The following is a 15,562-nucleotide window of genomic DNA, read 5'->3' as shown; positions in this document are numbered from 1 at the left end:
CTAGACTTGGCGGATGACCACCAAGGCCGACCGCGCCGTCAACCGCACCGGCGTCTATCTCGCCGTGCTGCAGCTCGTCTTCACGCTGGGCTGGACCACCTATCTGATCTATCTGCCGAAGCTGTGCGCCGATGTCGGCATCGCGCCGTCGACCGTGATCCTGATCCTGATGATGGATCAGGGCATCTTCACCATCACCGACACGGCGATGGGCATGGCCGCCGACAGGATTTCGAGCCTGGTCGGCCGCCTTGGCTTGTTTGTCGGTATCCTTGCCGCGATCTCCTGCGCCGCCTTCGTCGCGCTGCCTTACGTGGCCGGCACGGGGCCGGGTGCAAAGGTCTGGCTGATCGTGCTGATCGTGATCTGGGCCGTGACGTCGTCGGCGCTCCGCGCGCCGCCGCTGACGCTGCTCGGCAAATATCGCGCGCAACCCTCGGTCCCGTTCCTCGCGGCGCTGGCGATGCTGGGTTACGGCATTGCGGGTGCGGTCTCGCCCTATCTTGGCGTCATACTGCGTAACCACGATGCTCGGCTGCCGTTCGTGCTGTCGGGCGTCGTGCTGCTGCTGACCGCGCTGGCCTTCTCAGGCGTCGAGCGCCGCATCGCGGCGGAGGCGCAGCCGGCGCGGCTGGCGCCCCCGTCGAAGCGGCTCGGGGCGGTGCCGATGTTCCTGATCGGATCGATGGTGCTGCTGTCGCTCGGCTACCAGCTGCACTTCAACATCAACAGCGCGCCGTTCTATTTGCGCTTTGCCAAGGCGGACGAGCTGCAATGGCTGATGCCGGTATTCTGGATCGGCTTCAACATCGCGATGTTTCCGGCAAGCATCGTCGTCAAGCATCGCGGCGGCCTGATCGTGATGGGCGCGGCGGGACTGCTCGGCGCCTTTGCGATCATCGCCGCCGAGATCGCCGGCAGTCTCAACGTCCTGATCGTGGCGCAATTCATGGCGGGGGCCGCTTGGGGTTGCATGCTGATGAGCGCGGTGTCCGCGGCGCTCGCGATCGGGAAGACCGGCGCGGAAGGCAAGGTCACCGGCCTCGTGTTCTCGGCGCTGGCGCTTGCGACCTTTGCGCGGATGGCGGCCGTCGCCGGCGGCCTGCAGAAGATGCCGGACTATGCGCCGCTGGTGCACTGGGCGCCGGTCGCCTGCTGGTCGGTCGCCGGCGCCGGCCTGCTCGTGATTGCCGCGTCACGGCTGCAACGCGGGGTGAAGAGCGCTTAGCGTTGTCATTCCGGGGGCGAAACGAACCCGGAATCTCGAGATTCCGGGTTCGATGCTGCGCATCGCCCCGGAATGACGGCTAACTGTTGCGCGCCGGATGGATGAACGCCCAGGGCGAGACTTCCGAATCCGTCGGCACTTCCACCGAGATCACGTAAGGCCCGCCGTCGGCCAGCGCCTTCTCCAGCACGGGGCGGAAGTGATCCGGCGAGGTGACCCGCGCGGCGCCGACACCGAAGGATTCTGCAAGCTTCACGAAATCCGGATTCACCAGGTCGGAGGCGACGACGCGGCCGTCGAAGCGTTCGCGCTGGTCGCGACGGACATTGCCATAGGCGTTGTTGTTGAACACCAGCGTCACCACGCCGATCTTGAACTGCACGGCGGTGGCAAGCTCCTGCACGCCGAACATGAAGCCGCCGTCGCCGGTGATCGCGACCACCGGCTTGTCCGGGTTGGCGACCTTGGCGCCGAGCGCGGTCGGGAAACCCGAGCCGAGCGTGCCCTGATAGCCCGAGGTGACGAAGGTCCGCGGCTCGTAGATCGGAAAGCCGTACCAGGAGGCGAAACCGACCTGCGACAGCTCGTCGGTGACGATGGCGCTCGCCGGCAGCACCTCGCGCAGGATCTTCAGATAGGCCATCTGCGGCTGGATGCGCTGGATCTCCTGCTCGGTCGCGGCCGTCGCCTCGCGGATCGCGGCGCGGCGGCCGGAGGTCTTGCGGTAACCCACCTTGCGCACGGCCGCGACGAGATCGGCGGTGCCGGCCTTGGCGTCCGCGATCACGCCAGCATCGGCCGGCCAGCGCCGCAGCTCGACCGGATCGATGTCGATGCGCACGCATTTCAGTCCGGCCGGCTGGTAGGGCCAGCGCGACATCGTCGGCAGCTCGAGGCGCGTGCCGATGCCGATCATCAGATCGGTCTTCGGCCAGAGCTTGTAGGCCGAAGCCATGGTGAGCCCGAGTTCATGCGCGTTGGAGACGATGCCGCGGCCGCTGCGGAATGCGACGACCGGTGCGTCGATCATCTCGGCCAATTCGAGGATCTCCTCGCGCGCCTCGATGGCGCCGCTGCCGACGAAGATCATCGGCGCCTTGCTGCCGGCGATCAGGTCGGCAGCTGCCTTGATACGGTCCGAATCGGGCTGCGGCGCCGGCAACGGATCGAACGGCTTGACGGGCGCGACCTGGGTGCGCTGGGTGAACACATCCCACGGCATCTCCAGCGAAGCCGGGCCGCGCCGGCCCGACAGCATCTCCTGGAACGCGCGCGACACCAGCGCGGGCGCGTTATCAGGGTATTCGATCCGGTCGGCCCATTTCACGAAGGTGCGCAGCGTCGCGAGCTGGTCCGGCATCTCGTGCAGATGGCCGCGGCCCTTGCCGAGAAATTGCGTCGGCACCTGACCAGTCAGACACAGCACCGGCTCGTTGCAGCCGAATGCGGTGAGTAGCGCCGCCGAGGCGTTGAGCACGCCGGGGCCGGGCACCACGCTGAACACGCCGGGCTTGCCGCTGGAGCGCGCATAGCCAAACGCCATGTAGCCGCAGGCCTGCTCGTGCCGGGCGCCGATCACCTTGAGCTGGGCCTGGTGGAAGGCATCGAACAGGCCATAGATCTGCGCGCCGGGCAAGCCGAACACAGTGTCGACGCCGTGGGCGACGAGGCCGTTGACGATCGCTTCGCCGCCGGATGTTGAGGTCATGGCACTGTCCACTTGCTGGTGAGGTTAGGTGGCTTCGTCGACGACGTTGTTGCGCAGGATGCCGACGCCTTCGGCCTCGACCTCGACGACATCGCCGGGCTTCAGATAGCGCGGCGGATCGAACCGCGCGCCTGCGCCGGTCGGGGTGCCCGTGACGATGATGTCGCCGGGAACCAGCGTCGTGAAGGTCGAGATGTAGTTGATGAGGTAGCGGAAGCCGAAGATCAAGCGCGAGGTGCGGTCGTCCTGGCGGGTCTCGCCGTTCACCCGCGTGGTCAGACGGATATCGGCGATCTGCGCTTCACCGGTGTAGGGCACGATCCACGGGCCGAGGCTGCCGGTGGAATCGAAGTTCTTGCCCTGGGTGACGTTGAACTTGGCGTGGCGCACCCAGTCGCGGATGGTGCCTTCATTGCAAAGCGTGATCGCGGCGATGTGATCGAGCGCGGCGCTCTCCGCAATGTGCCGGCCGGCCTTGCCGATCACCAGCACCAGCTCGCCCTCATAGTCGAGCTGCGGCGAGATGCGCGGCCGCACCACCGGCGCGTTGTGGCCGACAAAGGAACGTGGCACCCGCAGGAACATGCTCGGGTATTTCGGTGCGTCCGAGCCGTCCTTGTATTCGGCGTTGCGGTCCGGGTAGTTGACGCCGATGCAGATGATTTTTTCCGGCGCCGGGATCGGCGGCTGCCACGCGACTGCGTCGAGCGCGTGGTCGGGGGCGCGCCTGGCGGCGTCCTCCACGAGCCTGGTCAGCGCGCCGGCGGCGATCGCCTCGCGCAGCGTCGGATAGTTCTTGGCGAAGCGCGACGAGAGGTCGACGATGCCGGTGTCGGTGACGACGCCATAGCTGGTGGCGCCGTTGAAGGAATAGGTGGCGAGGCGAGGGGCTGACATCGGAAATCCATTCATTGGTGTCGTCCCGGCCTAGTGCGCAGTTGCGCACGGGGGCCGGGACCCATACGCCGCGGCCATCGGAATGGGTACGCGGCCAGACATTCTTTCGGCAACCCTATTCGGTGGTTATGGGTCCCGGCTCCATGCGCAATCGCGCACTCGGCCGGGACGACGAGGGGATGGAGTCCTGTTCACTAGTCCGCGACCAGCACGTCGGCGACGAAACGCGGCTCGCGCACCGCCTGGCCGGCGAAAGTCGAGCCTTCCTCGAACCAGGAGCGCGGCGCTGGCGCGCCCCACAGCGTCTGGCGGCGCGGATCGCGCAGCGACCAGCGCAGCGGCTCATGGTCGTGATCGCCGGTGAAATAGTCGCTGGTGTAGAGCTCGATGCGGTGGCCGTCGGGATCGCGAATGTAGAGGAAGAAGGCGTTGGAGATGCCGTGCCGGCCAGGGCCGCGCTCGATGTTCTTGAGATAGCCGGAGGAGGCCATCACGTCGCAGAGATGCACGATGTTCATCGCGGTCGGCACCCAGTAGGCGATGTGGTGCAGGCGCGGGCCACGGCCATTGGTGATCGCGAAGTCGTGGACGTTGCCCTTGCGGTGCATCCAGGCGGCTGCGATGCGGCCGTTGTCGCCGTCCTCCTCGGCATATTCGGTGAGGCGGAAGCCGAGCCGGGCGTAGAAATCGACTGTGTCCTGCACCTCGGCGGCGAATACGTTGAAATGGTCGAGCCGCTGCGGATGGCAGCCCTTGTAGAGATCGTAGCGGCGCAGCAAATGCGGGCGCTTCTCCATCGTGGCGTACAGCTCGATCTGGAAGCCGTACGGATCGGTGAATTGCAGCGTGCGGCCCTGGAACGGCTGGTCGATGAAGGCGTAGGCGATGCCGTTTTCGGAGAAGAAGGCAGCGGCCTTGTCGAGGTCGCCGTCATTGCCGACCTTGAAGCCGAGCCGGTTGCAGGCCGCCTTCGCTGCCTTGCGCAGCACCACCGAGTGATGCTGGTGCTCCTCGCTGGCGCGCAGATACACCGACTTGTCGTCGCGGTCCTCGATGTGGAGGCCGACCGTCTTCTCGTAGAAGGTGGCGCTCTTGTCGAGATCCGTGACGTCGAGCACGGCGTGACTGCAGCGGATGATGTTGAACGGCGGATCGAAAACGTGCGTTGGAACGGGCATCGGTGTTTCCCCTCAATTCTATCGTCATTCCGGGGCTCGCGAAGCGAGAACCCGGAATCTCGAGGTTCCGGGTTCGATGCTGCGCATCGCCCCGGAACGACGGCTGGCTAAATTCCCAGTTTCTGAATCTTGTGCGTCCCGCGGGCGAGCGAGACGTGCTTGGTTTCCATGTAGAAGTCGAACGAGTAGTCGCCGCCGTCGCGGCCGATGCCGGACGACTTCATGCCGCCGAACGGGGTCGGCAGATGGCGGACGTTCTCCGAATTGAGCCAGATCATGCCGGCTTCCAGCGCATCCGCCACGCGCAGCGCGCGGCCCATGTCGCCGGTCCAGACATAGCCGGTCAGGCCGTACTGCACGCCGTTGGCGATCTCGATCGCCTCTCGCTCGTCCTTGAACGGGATCACGGTCAGGAACGGGCCGAACACCTCCTCCTGCGCGACCCGCATCTTGGCGTTCGCGCCGGTCACCAGCGTCGGCTGCACATAGTGGCCGCCGCCGGGACCGTCATGCGGCTTGCCGCCGACCGCGATCGTGGCGCCGTCGTTCTTGGCGACGTCGAAATAGCTGCACACCTTGGCGAGATGCCGCTCATGGATCAGCGGCCCGATCTCGGTGGAGGGATCGAGGGGGTGGCCGACCTTGAGCGCCTTTACGCGCGCGGTCAGCTTCTCGATGAACTTGCTGGCGACGCTCTCCTGAACCAGCAGCCGGCTCGACGACGTGCAGCGCTCGCCGTTGAGCGAGTAGATCATGAACACGACGGCATCGAGCGCGCGGTCGAGATCGGCATCATCGAATACGATCACCGGATTCTTGCCGCCGAGCTCGAAATGCACCCGCTTCAAGGTCGGCGCGCCCTGCGCCATGATCGCCGAGCCCGTCGCGCTCTCGCCGACGAAGCCGATCGCCTTGATGGCGGGGTGCTCGGTCAACGCCTTGCCGGCCTCCTCGCCGAACCCATGCACGGTGTTGAGCACGCCGTCGGGGATGCCGGCCTGTTTTGCGAGTTTGACCAGCAGATCGGCGGTGACCGGCGACCATTCCGCCGGCTTGTGCACCACGGTGCAGCCGGCCGCGAGCGCCGGCGCGATCTTCCATGTCGAGAGCATGAACGGCGTGTTCCACGGCGTGATCACGCCGACCGGGCCGATCGGCACGCGGGTCGAGATGTTCCAGTGCTCGTCCGAGGGCGTGTTGAGGCCGTCGCGGGCCTCCGCGCATTTGTCGGCGAAGAAGCGGAAATTCTCCGCGGCGCGGATCGCCGCCTTGGCCATGAAGCGGTGCGCCTGGCCGGTGTCGATGCATTCGAGCACGGCGATGTCGTCGGCGCGTGCCTCGATCGCATCGGCGACGCGATGCAGCAGTTTGCGCCGCTGCGCCGCCGGCATGTCGCGCCAGGTCTTGAAGGCCTTGGACGCCGCGGTCGCGGCACGGTCGATATCCTCGGCATTGCCGCGTGCGACCGTCGCCAGCACCGTGCCGTCGATCGGCGATCTCGTCTCGAAGGTCTGGCCGGAGGCCGCCGGCACGATCTTGCCGTCGATCACATGACCGATGCCTTCGGCTTTCAAGCTTGCAAGCAGCGGGCCGGCGCGATCGCGGTTGGCCTGGAACACGTCGGCTGGCGATTTCGCTGTCGCTTTATCCATTGACCGTCTCCACCTTCAGTGCGTCGTGGATGTTGTTGCGTTTCCAGCTGGTTTCCTTGTCGTTGATCTGCATGTCGAACGACAACGCGAATTTGCTGTTGGCGAAGACCGGATCGAGATGAGCCGATAGCGCCTTGAAGATGTGCTCGCCGGCCTTCTTGCGGGTGGCGAGATCGCGGCCTTCGCCGAGCCGCAGCACCATGTCGAGGAAGCCGTAATTCTTGCGGCCGTCGGCGATCGCATAGTGCTCGCATCTGACGGCACGGACGCGGATGCCGCCGAGCGGGAAGATGCCGGTCTCGACCGCGGCCTTGCGGACCAGTTCGACCGTCGCGCTCATGTCGACGAGATCGTCGAGATTGGCGGAGTATTCAAGCGTGAAATGCGGCATGCAGCGCTCCTGCTGAAGGCGTCAGGCGAAGTAGCAGCTTACGGAACCGTACGGTCCGTAGTCGGCCTGGATGGTGTCGCCCTTGCGGGTCTCGATCGGACGGATGAAGGAGCCCGCCAGTACGACCTGGCCGGCTTCCAGCGCCAGCCCGTTCGGCGCGATCTTGTTGGCGAGCCACGCCACCGCGGTCGCCGGATGATTCAACACGCCGGCAGCCAGACCGGTTTCCTCGAGCTGGCCATTTCGGAAGCACAGCGCGCCGATCCAGCGCAGGTCGGCGTCCAGCGGGCGGATCGGCCGCCCGCCGAGCACGATGCCGGCATTGGCGGCGTTGTCGGCGATGGTGTCGAAGATCTTGCGGGTCGCCTTGGTCTCGGGATCGACGCGCTCGACCCGGGTATCCAGGATCTCCAGCGCCGGTACCACGAAATCGGTGGCGTTGAGCACATCGAACAGTGTGCAGTTCGGCCCGGCCAGGCGATGCTTCATCACGAAGGCAAGCTCGGCCTCGACGCGGGTGGCGATGAAGCGGTCGGTCGGGACCAGGCCGCCATCGGCGAAGAACATGTCGTCGAGTAGGATTCCGGAATCGGGCTCGTCGATATTGAGCGCGCTCTGCATCGCCTTCGAGGTCAGGCCGATCTTGTGGCCCTTGACGACGCGGCCCTGCGCCACCTTCATCTCGACCCAGGCCTTCTGAATCGCGTAGGCGTCTTCGAGGGTGATGCGGGGGTATTCCAGCGAGAGCTGGCGGATTTGCTTGCGGGTCTTTTCCGCGCCGTCGAGCCGTTCGGCGGCAGCGCGGATATCGTCCTTGGAGAGGGCCATGCGTGCTACACAAAAGTGGATGTCGGGAGATGATTAACATGTTAAGTGAATTCCCGCAAGCTGAATCAAGGCATGTTGCGACGCAAAATTTCGTTGCGCAGGATTAAGTAATGGCGCGCAAAAATTCGAACGACATTCGGCCGGGGCAGGGCGACGATGCGGCGGCGCGACGAACCCCGATGCGCGAGTTCTCGCGCTCGCTGCCGATGTCGCTGCTTCGCGCCCGCGAGGCAGTGATGCGGCAATTCCGTCCGTCGCTGCGCAATCACGGGCTGACCGAGCAGCAATGGCGGATCCTGCGCGCGCTCACCGCGGTCGACGAGATCGAGGTCACCGAGCTCGCCCGCATGGCGTTTCTGCTCGGCCCGAGCCTGTCGCGAATCCTGCGCGATCTCGAGGGCCGCGCGTTGATCGAGCGCAAGGCGGCTGAGAACGACGCGCGGCGCGCGGTGGTCTCGATCTCCGCGAAGGGGTTGAAGCTGATCGAGGCGGTGGCGCCGACGTCGGAGACGATCTATGCCGAGATCACCCGGCGCTTCGGGGCGCGCAAGCTTGCCGAATTGCAGGAGATGCTGGGCGCGCTGGAAGCGAGCCTGGCCGGAATGGGCTCGGCCGATGACGCCGAAATCGAGGCTGACGAATAGCTGCGATCATGCGCGGCATTCGCGCTCAGGCCATGTAGGGCACGCGCGAAATCACGTTGATGACGCGGAATTCGGCAATCCAGCCCGCAACCTTCGAGTGGGACCATTCGATATGGCGGCGCAAGATGGCTGCCGCCGCGTCGCCGTCCCGCGCGCGCAAGGCCTCGATGATCACCAGATGCTCGTCCATGAAGGAATCGATCTGCGGCGCGGTCAGGGCGACCTGGATGTGCTTGCCGATCACGAACGCGCAGTGAGTGCGCTTGAGCGCTTCGATCATCTCGCGATTGGCGCCGTAACCCAGGCAGCGGATATGGAGGTCGCCTTCGATCTCATCGAGTTCGCCGACGCCGACGCGGTCGCGGTGCTGGATTCCCTCGCGCAGCCGCTCCGCCATGCGGTCGAGCAGGGCGGCAGGAATCGTCGCCGTCGCGGATTTGAGGAGCAGCGGCTCGAGCGTTGCGCGCACCTCGAAGATGTCGCGGAGGCGGTCCTCGTCCAACGGCACCACGTACCAGTGCGCCTTGGCGCCCTTCTCGAGGATGCCGATCGCCTGCGCGCGCAGCAGCAGGTTGCGCGCCACCGTGCGCCCCACCCGGAAATGCCGCGCCAATGCGAGCTCGCTGACGCGGAAGCGTCCGAACAGCGACCGGTAAATGATCTCACGTTCGAGCTTGTAGTAGAGCGTATCCCAGGCGTCGCTGCGCACGGCATCGACGGGGCCGTCGGTCAGCCCGAACATTTCCGGTGTGATCGGGACGCGCCGAGGGTCGACCTTGCGCTTGCCGGCGATGACGCCGCGACCGTCGAACCGCCGCACCAGGCCGATATGCTCGAGCTGTTCGAAAGCCTGCCGCACCGGAGAGCGGCTGGAGCCGAACAAGGTCGCGATCGCCGATTCGGAAAGAACTGTGCCAGGTGGCACGTCACCAGCGCGGATGTGCTTTGCCAATGCGCTCTTGATCAGCGCGTAAGCCGGCTGTTTTCGTCTGGTCTGCGATTTCGCTCGTGGAATCGACATGCAATGGCTGCCCGCTGGCCACACTATCACGTGATCGCGTCATGGTCGCTCGTAGCAGGCATTTACGCACCTCTGCCAGCGAACTTTTGACTATTGCGTGCAATGTGCAATCATGTTTAGCTGGGTCAAACGCCAGATTGATGGTCGCCGTTGCACGGCTTGTGCGCTGCAGCGGTGCTCACGTTTGCTCGTCGCGCCGTTTGATGGCTGCGGACGGGCCAACAGATCGACGCGTCAGCTCGTCTCAACGCAGCCGACAGCAAGTTCGGCGCATCACAGGGAGGATGGAATGAAACTGACGAGACGTGAGTTTTCCGCTGGCTTGGCGGCAGGTCTCGCTGCACCCGCGCTGATGCGCAGCGCTTGGGCGCAGGGTGCGACGATCAAGATCGGCATGTGCGTGCCCGTGACCGGACCCGCTGCGGAGCAGGGGCTGTGGGCCCAGAATGGCGCCAAGCTGGCGTTGGCCGCGGTCAACAAGGCCGGCGGTGTGCTCGGCAAGCAGGTCGAGCTCGTCATCGAGGACGATCAGACCACCAATCCGGGCATCGTGCTGGCATTCTCCAAGCTCGCCGCGCAATCCGACATCGTCGCCTTCCTCGGCTCGATCCGCTCGACCCAGGTGCAGGCGATGGCGCCCGACGTGATCAAGGTCGGCAAGCCGGTGATGATCGGCGGCACCAATCCCGACCTCACCCATTCCGGCAATCCCTGGCTGTTCCGCTTCCGTCCGAACGACAATTATTCCGGCCGGGTGATCGCCGACTTCGGCGTCAACACGCTCGGCAAGAAGAAATGGGCGATCGTGCATTCGACCGACGCCTTCGGCACCGCGGGCGGCAAGGCACTCTCGGAAGCGCTGACCAAGCTCGGCGCGCCGCCGGTGCTCGACCAGGGTTACGCCAACCAGAGCCAGGACTTCACGCCGGTCGTGCTGGCCGTGAAGCAGTCCGGCGCTGACGTGCTCGGCACCTACTTCACCTTCGAGAACGATCTCGGCATCTTTGCCCGGCAGCTGCGCCAGCTCGGCGTCAATATCCCCTGGGTCGGCTCGCCCTCGGTGGTGGCGGTCTCCTCGACCAAGCTCGCCGGCCCCGCGCTGTTCAACACCTACGGCGTCGCCGACTTCGCCGAGGATTCGAGCGATGCGGCGAAGGCGTTCGGCAAGGCCTATCGCGATGCCTACAAGACCGCGCCCGACAACCAGAGCGCCTGGCCGTACGATGCGATCACCATCCTGTCGGCGGCGATCAACAAGGCCGGCTCGACCGATCCGAACAAGATCCGCGACGCTATCCTCGCGACGCAGAAATTCGCCGGGGCCGAGGGTGAATACAATTTCGACAAGAACGGCGACGGTCTGCACGGCTACAACGTCGTGAAGAACGACAAGGGCAAGATCGTCTACGACAAGCATATCGACTTCAACGATTGATAGCGGTTCGGCCTCTCCGGGCCACCTCGGAGAGGCCGTTCGTTCGCGACACAATTCTCAGATCGAGCGCTCGTCATGGATCTCGTCCTCCAACTGCTTTTTACCGGAATCGGCATCGGCGCGGTCTACGCGCTGGTCGCGCTCGGTTTCGTGCTGATCTTCCGTGCCACCAACGTGGTGAACTTCGCGCAAGGCGAGTTCTCGATGGTCGCCGCCTATCTGATGGTGGTGTTCTCGGTCGATCTCGGCTGGCCTTACTGGCTGTCGTTCCTGATCGCGCTCGCCGGCATGGCGTTGTTCGGCGTCATCTTCAATCTCGGCGTCTATTATCCGCTGCGCAATCGTACCTATCTGCCCGTGATCATCGCCACCATTGGCGCCTCGATCCTGCTGTCGAACTCGGTGCTTGCGATCTATGGTCCGCAGCCGCAGGTGCTGCAGGGCTGGTTCGATACGCCCGGCATTCAGCTCGGCCCGGTCTATCTCGACAGCCAGTATCTTCTGATCATCGGCGTCACGATCCTCCTGGTGCTGTTCAATTTTTGGTTCTTCGAGAAGACGCTGCTCGGCAAGAAGCTGCAGGCGACTTCGCAGGATAAGGAAATGGCCTCGCTGCTCGGCATTTCCGTTTCCACCATGATCATGATCACCTTCATCTATTCGGCCGTGCTCGGCGGTCTCGCCGGCATCCTTGTGGCGCCGGTGCTGTTCGTCTCGATCCAGATGGGCTCGACGATTGCGCTGAAGGCGTTTGCCGCGACCATCATCGGTGGCTTCGGTGACGTTGCCGGCGCTATCGTCGGTGGCCTCGCGCTCGGCGTCATCGAGACGTTCGGCGCCGCCTATATTTCAGTGCCGTACAAGGACGGCTTTGCCTTCCTGGTGCTGATCGCTTTCCTGGTGTTCCGGCCGCAGGGCATCTTCGGCGAACGTGTCGCGGAGAAAGCATGAGCGCCACTGACAACATGATCCCCGCGCCGGCCGTGCGGTCGAAGCCGCTGATCATCCGTCATCTGCCGTATTTCATCGGCGCCGCGGTGCTGGTGGCGCTCGCCGCCGGCATGCGGTTCGACGGTTACATCCTCAACATCCTGCTGCAGGCCACGACCTTCTCGATCGCGGTGTTCGGGCTGTCGGTGGTGCTCGGCCTGTGCGGCCAGATCAACCTGGCGCAGGCCGCGTTCTTCGGCTTCGGCGCCTATGCGGTCGGGCTCGGGACCGCGGATCTGCATATGAACTTCTGGCTCTGCCTGGTTGGCGCCTGCGCGATCACGCTGATCGCCGGCGCGTTCCTCGGCATGTCGACGCTCAGATTGGGCGGGCACTACCTTGCGATGGTGACGATCTCGTTCCAGCAGATCGTGACGCTGGTGATGATCAATGCCATCGGCGTGACCCACGGGCCGGACGGCGTCGCCAACATTCGCCGGCCGGAGTTGTTCCAGTCCTCGCAGAGCTATCTGGCCTTCTGCGTCGCGATGCTCGCGATCGTCGGTTACCTGGTCTGGCATCTACCGGACACCAAGCTTGGCCGCGCCATGCGCGCGGTGCGCGACAACGAGCTTGCGGCCGGCGTCAACGGCATCGACGTGTTCCGCACCAAGATCTACGCGTTCGGCCTCTGCGCGTTGCTCGGCGGTCTGGCCGGTGGCCTGTTCGCCGGCGGCTTCGCCTATGTCAGCCCGGACCAGTTCTCGTTCGCGGAATCGATCGTGTTCCTGACCATGTCGCTGCTCGGCGGCGTGGCCTCGCCGATCGGCTCGGTGATCGGCACGGGCCTCTTGATCCTGATCCCGGAATGGCTGCGCTTCCTGAAGAGCGTGCCGGGACTTTATCTGGCGATCTACGGCCTGTTCGTGATCCTGATCATCCGCTTCATGCCCGACGGTATCTGGGGTTTTGTGTCGGACGCGTTCACGCGGTGGCGCGCGCACACCAAGGCGCCGCCGGCTGCGGCGGCCTTGCAGCTCAAGCCCGCGACGTCAGGCGGCGACATCGTGCTCGAGGTGACCGGACTCTCGAAGCATTTCGGGGGCCTCAAGGCGGTCGACGGCGTCGATATCGCAGTGAAGCGCGGCAGCGTGCATGCGCTGATCGGGCCCAACGGCTCCGGCAAGACCACGACGCTGAACGTGCTGTCCGGGCTCTACAAGGCGACCGCGGGCAGGATCGTGCTCGACGGCACCGACATCACCAACATGGCGCCGCATCAGCGCACGGCGGCGGGTCTCGGACGCACCTTCCAGAACATCCGCCTGTTTCGTTCGATGACCGCGCTGGAGAATGTCGAGATCGGCGCCGAGCGGCCCGGCAACACTATGATCGGGAAGGGCGAGGACGCGCTGACCGAGCGCGCGATGGAGGCGCTGACCTTCGTCGGGCTCGGCAACCGCGCCAACGAATTGATCTCGAGCTTCTCCTACGGCCACCAGCGCCTGATCGAGATCGCGCGGGCGCTGGCGTCGAACCCGACGCTGCTGCTGCTCGACGAGCCGGCCGCCGGCCTCAACTCGACCGAGAAGCTGGAGCTGCATGAGCTGCTCAAGCGCATCGCAGCCCAGGGCCTTACCATCCTGATCATCGATCACGACATGACGCTGGTGTCGGAAGCCGCCCAGCACATCACCGTGCTGAACTTCGGACGCCGCATCGCGGACGGCGAGTCCATGGCGGTGCTGCGCCATCCCGACGTCGTCTCCGCCTATCTCGGGAGCGAATGATGCCGCTGCTCGAAATCCGTAATCTCGTGGTCCGCTACGGCGAGATCGAGGCGCTGCGCGGCGTCACTATCGCCGTGGAGCAGGGCCAGGTGGTCACGCTGCTCGGCGCCAACGGCGCCGGCAAGTCGACCACGTTGCGCGCGATCTCAGGCCTCGCCAAGCCCGCCTCCGGCGATATTATGTTCGACGGCCACTCGATCGCGGGCCTCGGGCCGGAAGCGATCGTCCGGCTCGGCATCTCGCATGTGCCGGAAGGCCGCCGCGTGTTTCCGGGCCTCACCGTGAAAGAGAACATCATGCTCGGCGCATCGAACCGGAAGGTGCCGGCGTCGCAGATCTCGCGCGAGGCCGACGCGATGTTCGATCTGTTCCCGGACATCCGCGCCTTCGCCAATGCGCTCGGCTGGACGCTGTCTGGCGGCCAGCTGCAGATGGTCGCGGTGGCGCGCGGCCTGATGGCCAAGCCGCGGCTGCTGCTGCTCGACGAACCGTCGCTCGGGCTGGCGCCTGTCATCGTGCAGGCGGTGTTCCGCATCATTTCGCAGATCAGGAAGGACACCACGGTCTTGCTCGTCGAGCAAAATGCGCGCATGGGACTCTCGGTCGCCGATCACGGCTTCGTCCTGGAAACCGGACGGATCGTGCTGGGCGGCAAGCCCGACGAATTGTGGGGCAATGAGGCCATCGCCGCGGCCTACCTCGGCGGCCACGCCAAGACCCACGCCTGACAACGTCCCGTGCTTCACTGAGCGAGCTGGTTTTTCATGGTCACCATCAAGGTCGATAACCTCATCAACTTCGTCTCCGAGGTGTTTTCCCATTCGGAGTCCTCTCCGGAAGAGGCGAAGCGCATCGCGACCTATCTGACGACCGCGAACCTCACCGGGCATGACAGCCACGGCGTGATCCGTGTGCCCGTCTATGTCAGGTGGAAGAAGATGGGCTCGATCGTGCCGAACCAGACTCCCGAGGTGGTGGTCGACACGCCGTCGCTCGCGGTTGTCGACGGCAAGTTCGGCTATGGCCAGACCGTCACGCCGGTTGCGGTCAGACTCGGCATCGAGAAGTGCAAGAAGGCGGGGCTCGCCGCGGTCGCGCTGCGCAACTCCGGTCATCTCGGCCGCGTCGGCGACTGGGCCGAGATGGCCGCCGCCGAAGGTCTTGTTTCAATTCATTTCGTGACCGCGGCCGGCTCGCTGCTGGTTGCACCTTACGGTGGCGTCGAGAAGCGCCTGTCCACGGCGCCGTATTGCGTCGGCATTCCGCGTCAGGGCCAGGATCCGATCGTGCTCGATTTTGCGACCTCGGTTGTCGCTGAGGGCAAGTGCCTGGTCGCAAGCCGCGGCGGCAAGAAGCTGCCGCCCGGCGCGCTCGTCGATGCCGACGGCACACTGAGCGAGGATCCGCACGTGCTGTATGGTCCGTACACGCCGGACGGACCGCGCGACCACACCAAGGGAACTGGCGCGATCCGCGCCTTCGGCGATCACAAGGGCTCGGGTCTCGCCTTCATCTGCGAACTGCTCGGCGGCGCGCTGACCGGCACCGGCGCGACGTCGTCGGACCGGCGCTTCGCCAACGGCATGATGGCGTTCTACATCGACCCCAAGGTGATCGACACCAGCAATTTCTTCGACGACGAAATCACCCGCTACACTGATTTCATCCGCGCTACCAAGCCGATCGCGGGGACAGATTCCGTGCTGGTTCCGGGCGATCCCGAGCGGAAAACCCGCGCCGATCGCACCAGGAATGGCATCCCCTTGCCTGACGACACCTGGGCGGCGATAGTGAATACCGCGCGCGAAGTCGGCGTCAGCGAAGTTTCTATCCAGCGGGCGACCAGCTGAAGGCTCGTCC

At 65.2% G+C, this 15,562-nt stretch carries 14 protein-coding genes; 7 read left to right on the top strand and 7 right to left on the bottom strand.

The features are described from left to right. The first annotated feature begins 13 nt into the window (after positions 1–13). Positions 14–1,228 (top strand): MFS transporter, encoded by a 1,215-nt coding sequence (locus QA635_RS28680; RefSeq protein ID WP_283062839.1) that lies wholly within the window; start codon positions 14–16, stop codon positions 1,226–1,228. A 79-nt stretch (positions 1,229–1,307) separates the two neighbouring features. On the opposite strand, the gene QA635_RS28675 is transcribed toward QA635_RS28680, so the two are convergent. The 6 genes from QA635_RS28675 to hpaH form a co-directional block, all read right to left on the bottom strand. Then, positions 1,308–2,936 (bottom strand): thiamine pyrophosphate-dependent enzyme, encoded by a 1,629-nt coding sequence (locus QA635_RS28675; RefSeq protein ID WP_283062837.1) that lies wholly within the window; start codon positions 2,934–2,936, stop codon positions 1,308–1,310. 24 nt (positions 2,937–2,960) lie between these two features. Further along, positions 2,961–3,833: a fumarylacetoacetate hydrolase family protein gene (locus tag QA635_RS28670; RefSeq protein ID WP_283062835.1), complete on the bottom strand. Its 873-nt coding sequence runs from the start codon at positions 3,831–3,833 to the stop codon at positions 2,961–2,963. A 194-nt stretch (positions 3,834–4,027) separates the two neighbouring features. Next, positions 4,028–5,011: a 3,4-dihydroxyphenylacetate 2,3-dioxygenase gene (gene hpaD, locus QA635_RS28665; RefSeq protein ID WP_283062833.1), complete on the bottom strand. Its 984-nt coding sequence runs from the start codon at positions 5,009–5,011 to the stop codon at positions 4,028–4,030. 107 nt (positions 5,012–5,118) lie between these two features. Continuing rightward, complete coding sequence (gene hpaE / locus QA635_RS28660) at positions 5,119–6,663, bottom strand: 5-carboxymethyl-2-hydroxymuconate semialdehyde dehydrogenase (protein WP_283062831.1); 1,545 nt, start codon at positions 6,661–6,663, stop codon at positions 5,119–5,121. Further along, complete coding sequence (locus QA635_RS28655) at positions 6,656–7,054, bottom strand: 5-carboxymethyl-2-hydroxymuconate Delta-isomerase (RefSeq protein WP_283062829.1); 399 nt, start codon at positions 7,052–7,054, stop codon at positions 6,656–6,658. Before QA635_RS28655 ends, hpaE begins: the two co-directional genes overlap by 8 nt. A 21-nt stretch (positions 7,055–7,075) precedes the next feature. Then, positions 7,076–7,882, bottom strand: a complete 807-nt coding sequence (hpaH, locus tag QA635_RS28650) for a 2-oxo-hept-4-ene-1,7-dioate hydratase (RefSeq protein WP_283062827.1) — start codon at positions 7,880–7,882, stop codon at positions 7,076–7,078. Positions 7,883–7,992: 110 nt separating this feature from the next. Here hpaH and hpaR point away from each other — a divergent pair, with 110 nt between their 5' ends. Continuing rightward, positions 7,993–8,526 (top strand): homoprotocatechuate degradation operon regulator HpaR, encoded by a 534-nt coding sequence (gene hpaR / locus QA635_RS28645; RefSeq protein WP_225163917.1) that lies wholly within the window; start codon positions 7,993–7,995, stop codon positions 8,524–8,526. Between the two features lie 25 nt (positions 8,527–8,551). On the opposite strand, the gene QA635_RS28640 is transcribed toward hpaR, so the two are convergent. Beyond that, positions 8,552–9,547 (bottom strand): GntR family transcriptional regulator, encoded by a 996-nt coding sequence (locus tag QA635_RS28640; RefSeq protein ID WP_283062824.1) that lies wholly within the window; start codon positions 9,545–9,547, stop codon positions 8,552–8,554. A 289-nt stretch (positions 9,548–9,836) separates the two neighbouring features. Between QA635_RS28640 and QA635_RS28635 the strand changes: the two genes are divergently transcribed. The 5 genes from QA635_RS28635 (at position 9,837) to QA635_RS28615 (ending at position 15,552) form a co-directional block, all read left to right on the top strand. Beyond that, positions 9,837–10,982, top strand: coding sequence for an ABC transporter substrate-binding protein (locus tag QA635_RS28635; RefSeq protein ID WP_028331737.1), 1,146 nt, complete (start codon positions 9,837–9,839; stop codon positions 10,980–10,982). Positions 10,983–11,057: 75 nt separating this feature from the next. Further along, complete coding sequence (locus tag QA635_RS28630; protein ID WP_016841141.1) at positions 11,058–11,933, top strand: branched-chain amino acid ABC transporter permease; 876 nt, start codon at positions 11,058–11,060, stop codon at positions 11,931–11,933. Further along, on the top strand, positions 11,930–13,702 hold the full coding sequence (locus QA635_RS28625) for a branched-chain amino acid ABC transporter ATP-binding protein/permease (RefSeq protein ID WP_283062822.1): 1,773 nt from the start codon (positions 11,930–11,932) through the stop codon (positions 13,700–13,702). Before QA635_RS28630 ends, QA635_RS28625 begins: the two co-directional genes overlap by 4 nt. Beyond that, the gene (locus tag QA635_RS28620; RefSeq protein ID WP_283071869.1) at positions 13,702–14,430 is read left to right on the top strand and encodes an ABC transporter ATP-binding protein; all 729 of its coding nucleotides are present in this window, start codon (positions 13,702–13,704) and stop codon (positions 14,428–14,430) included. The genes QA635_RS28625 and QA635_RS28620 overlap by 1 nt, the downstream gene beginning before the upstream one ends. A 36-nt stretch (positions 14,431–14,466) precedes the next feature. Further along, complete coding sequence (locus tag QA635_RS28615) at positions 14,467–15,552, top strand: malate/lactate/ureidoglycolate dehydrogenase (RefSeq protein ID WP_283062820.1); 1,086 nt, start codon at positions 14,467–14,469, stop codon at positions 15,550–15,552. The last annotated feature ends 10 nt before the right edge of the window (positions 15,553–15,562 follow it).

The organism is Bradyrhizobium brasilense (genome assembly GCF_029714345.1).
GTDB classification, from domain to species: Bacteria; Pseudomonadota; Alphaproteobacteria; order Rhizobiales; family Xanthobacteraceae; genus Bradyrhizobium; species Bradyrhizobium australafricanum.
This window is presented reverse-complemented; position numbering and strand designations above follow the sequence as displayed.

Coding starts and splice junctions, on each gene's coding strand:
- hpaD (WP_283062833.1), bottom strand. CDS start 5,011: ATGCCCGTTCCAACGCACGTTTTCGATCCGCCGTTCAACATCATCCGC.
- QA635_RS28625 (WP_283062822.1), top strand. CDS start 11,930: ATGAGCGCCACTGACAACATGATCCCCGCGCCGGCCGTGCGGTCGAAG.
- QA635_RS28635 (WP_028331737.1), top strand. CDS start 9,837: ATGAAACTGACGAGACGTGAGTTTTCCGCTGGCTTGGCGGCAGGTCTC.
- hpaE (WP_283062831.1), bottom strand. CDS start 6,663: ATGGATAAAGCGACAGCGAAATCGCCAGCCGACGTGTTCCAGGCCAAC.
- QA635_RS28675 (WP_283062837.1), bottom strand. CDS start 2,936: ATGACCTCAACATCCGGCGGCGAAGCGATCGTCAACGGCCTCGTCGCC.
- QA635_RS28670 (WP_283062835.1), bottom strand. CDS start 3,833: ATGTCAGCCCCTCGCCTCGCCACCTATTCCTTCAACGGCGCCACCAGC.
- QA635_RS28655 (WP_283062829.1), bottom strand. CDS start 7,054: ATGCCGCATTTCACGCTTGAATACTCCGCCAATCTCGACGATCTCGTC.
- QA635_RS28640 (WP_283062824.1), bottom strand. CDS start 9,547: ATGTCGATTCCACGAGCGAAATCGCAGACCAGACGAAAACAGCCGGCT.
- QA635_RS28620 (WP_283071869.1), top strand. CDS start 13,702: ATGCCGCTGCTCGAAATCCGTAATCTCGTGGTCCGCTACGGCGAGATC.
- hpaR (WP_225163917.1), top strand. CDS start 7,993: ATGGCGCGCAAAAATTCGAACGACATTCGGCCGGGGCAGGGCGACGAT.
- QA635_RS28680 (WP_283062839.1), top strand. CDS start 14: ATGACCACCAAGGCCGACCGCGCCGTCAACCGCACCGGCGTCTATCTC.
- hpaH (WP_283062827.1), bottom strand. CDS start 7,882: ATGGCCCTCTCCAAGGACGATATCCGCGCTGCCGCCGAACGGCTCGAC.
- QA635_RS28630 (WP_016841141.1), top strand. CDS start 11,058: ATGGATCTCGTCCTCCAACTGCTTTTTACCGGAATCGGCATCGGCGCG.
- QA635_RS28615 (WP_283062820.1), top strand. CDS start 14,467: ATGGTCACCATCAAGGTCGATAACCTCATCAACTTCGTCTCCGAGGTG.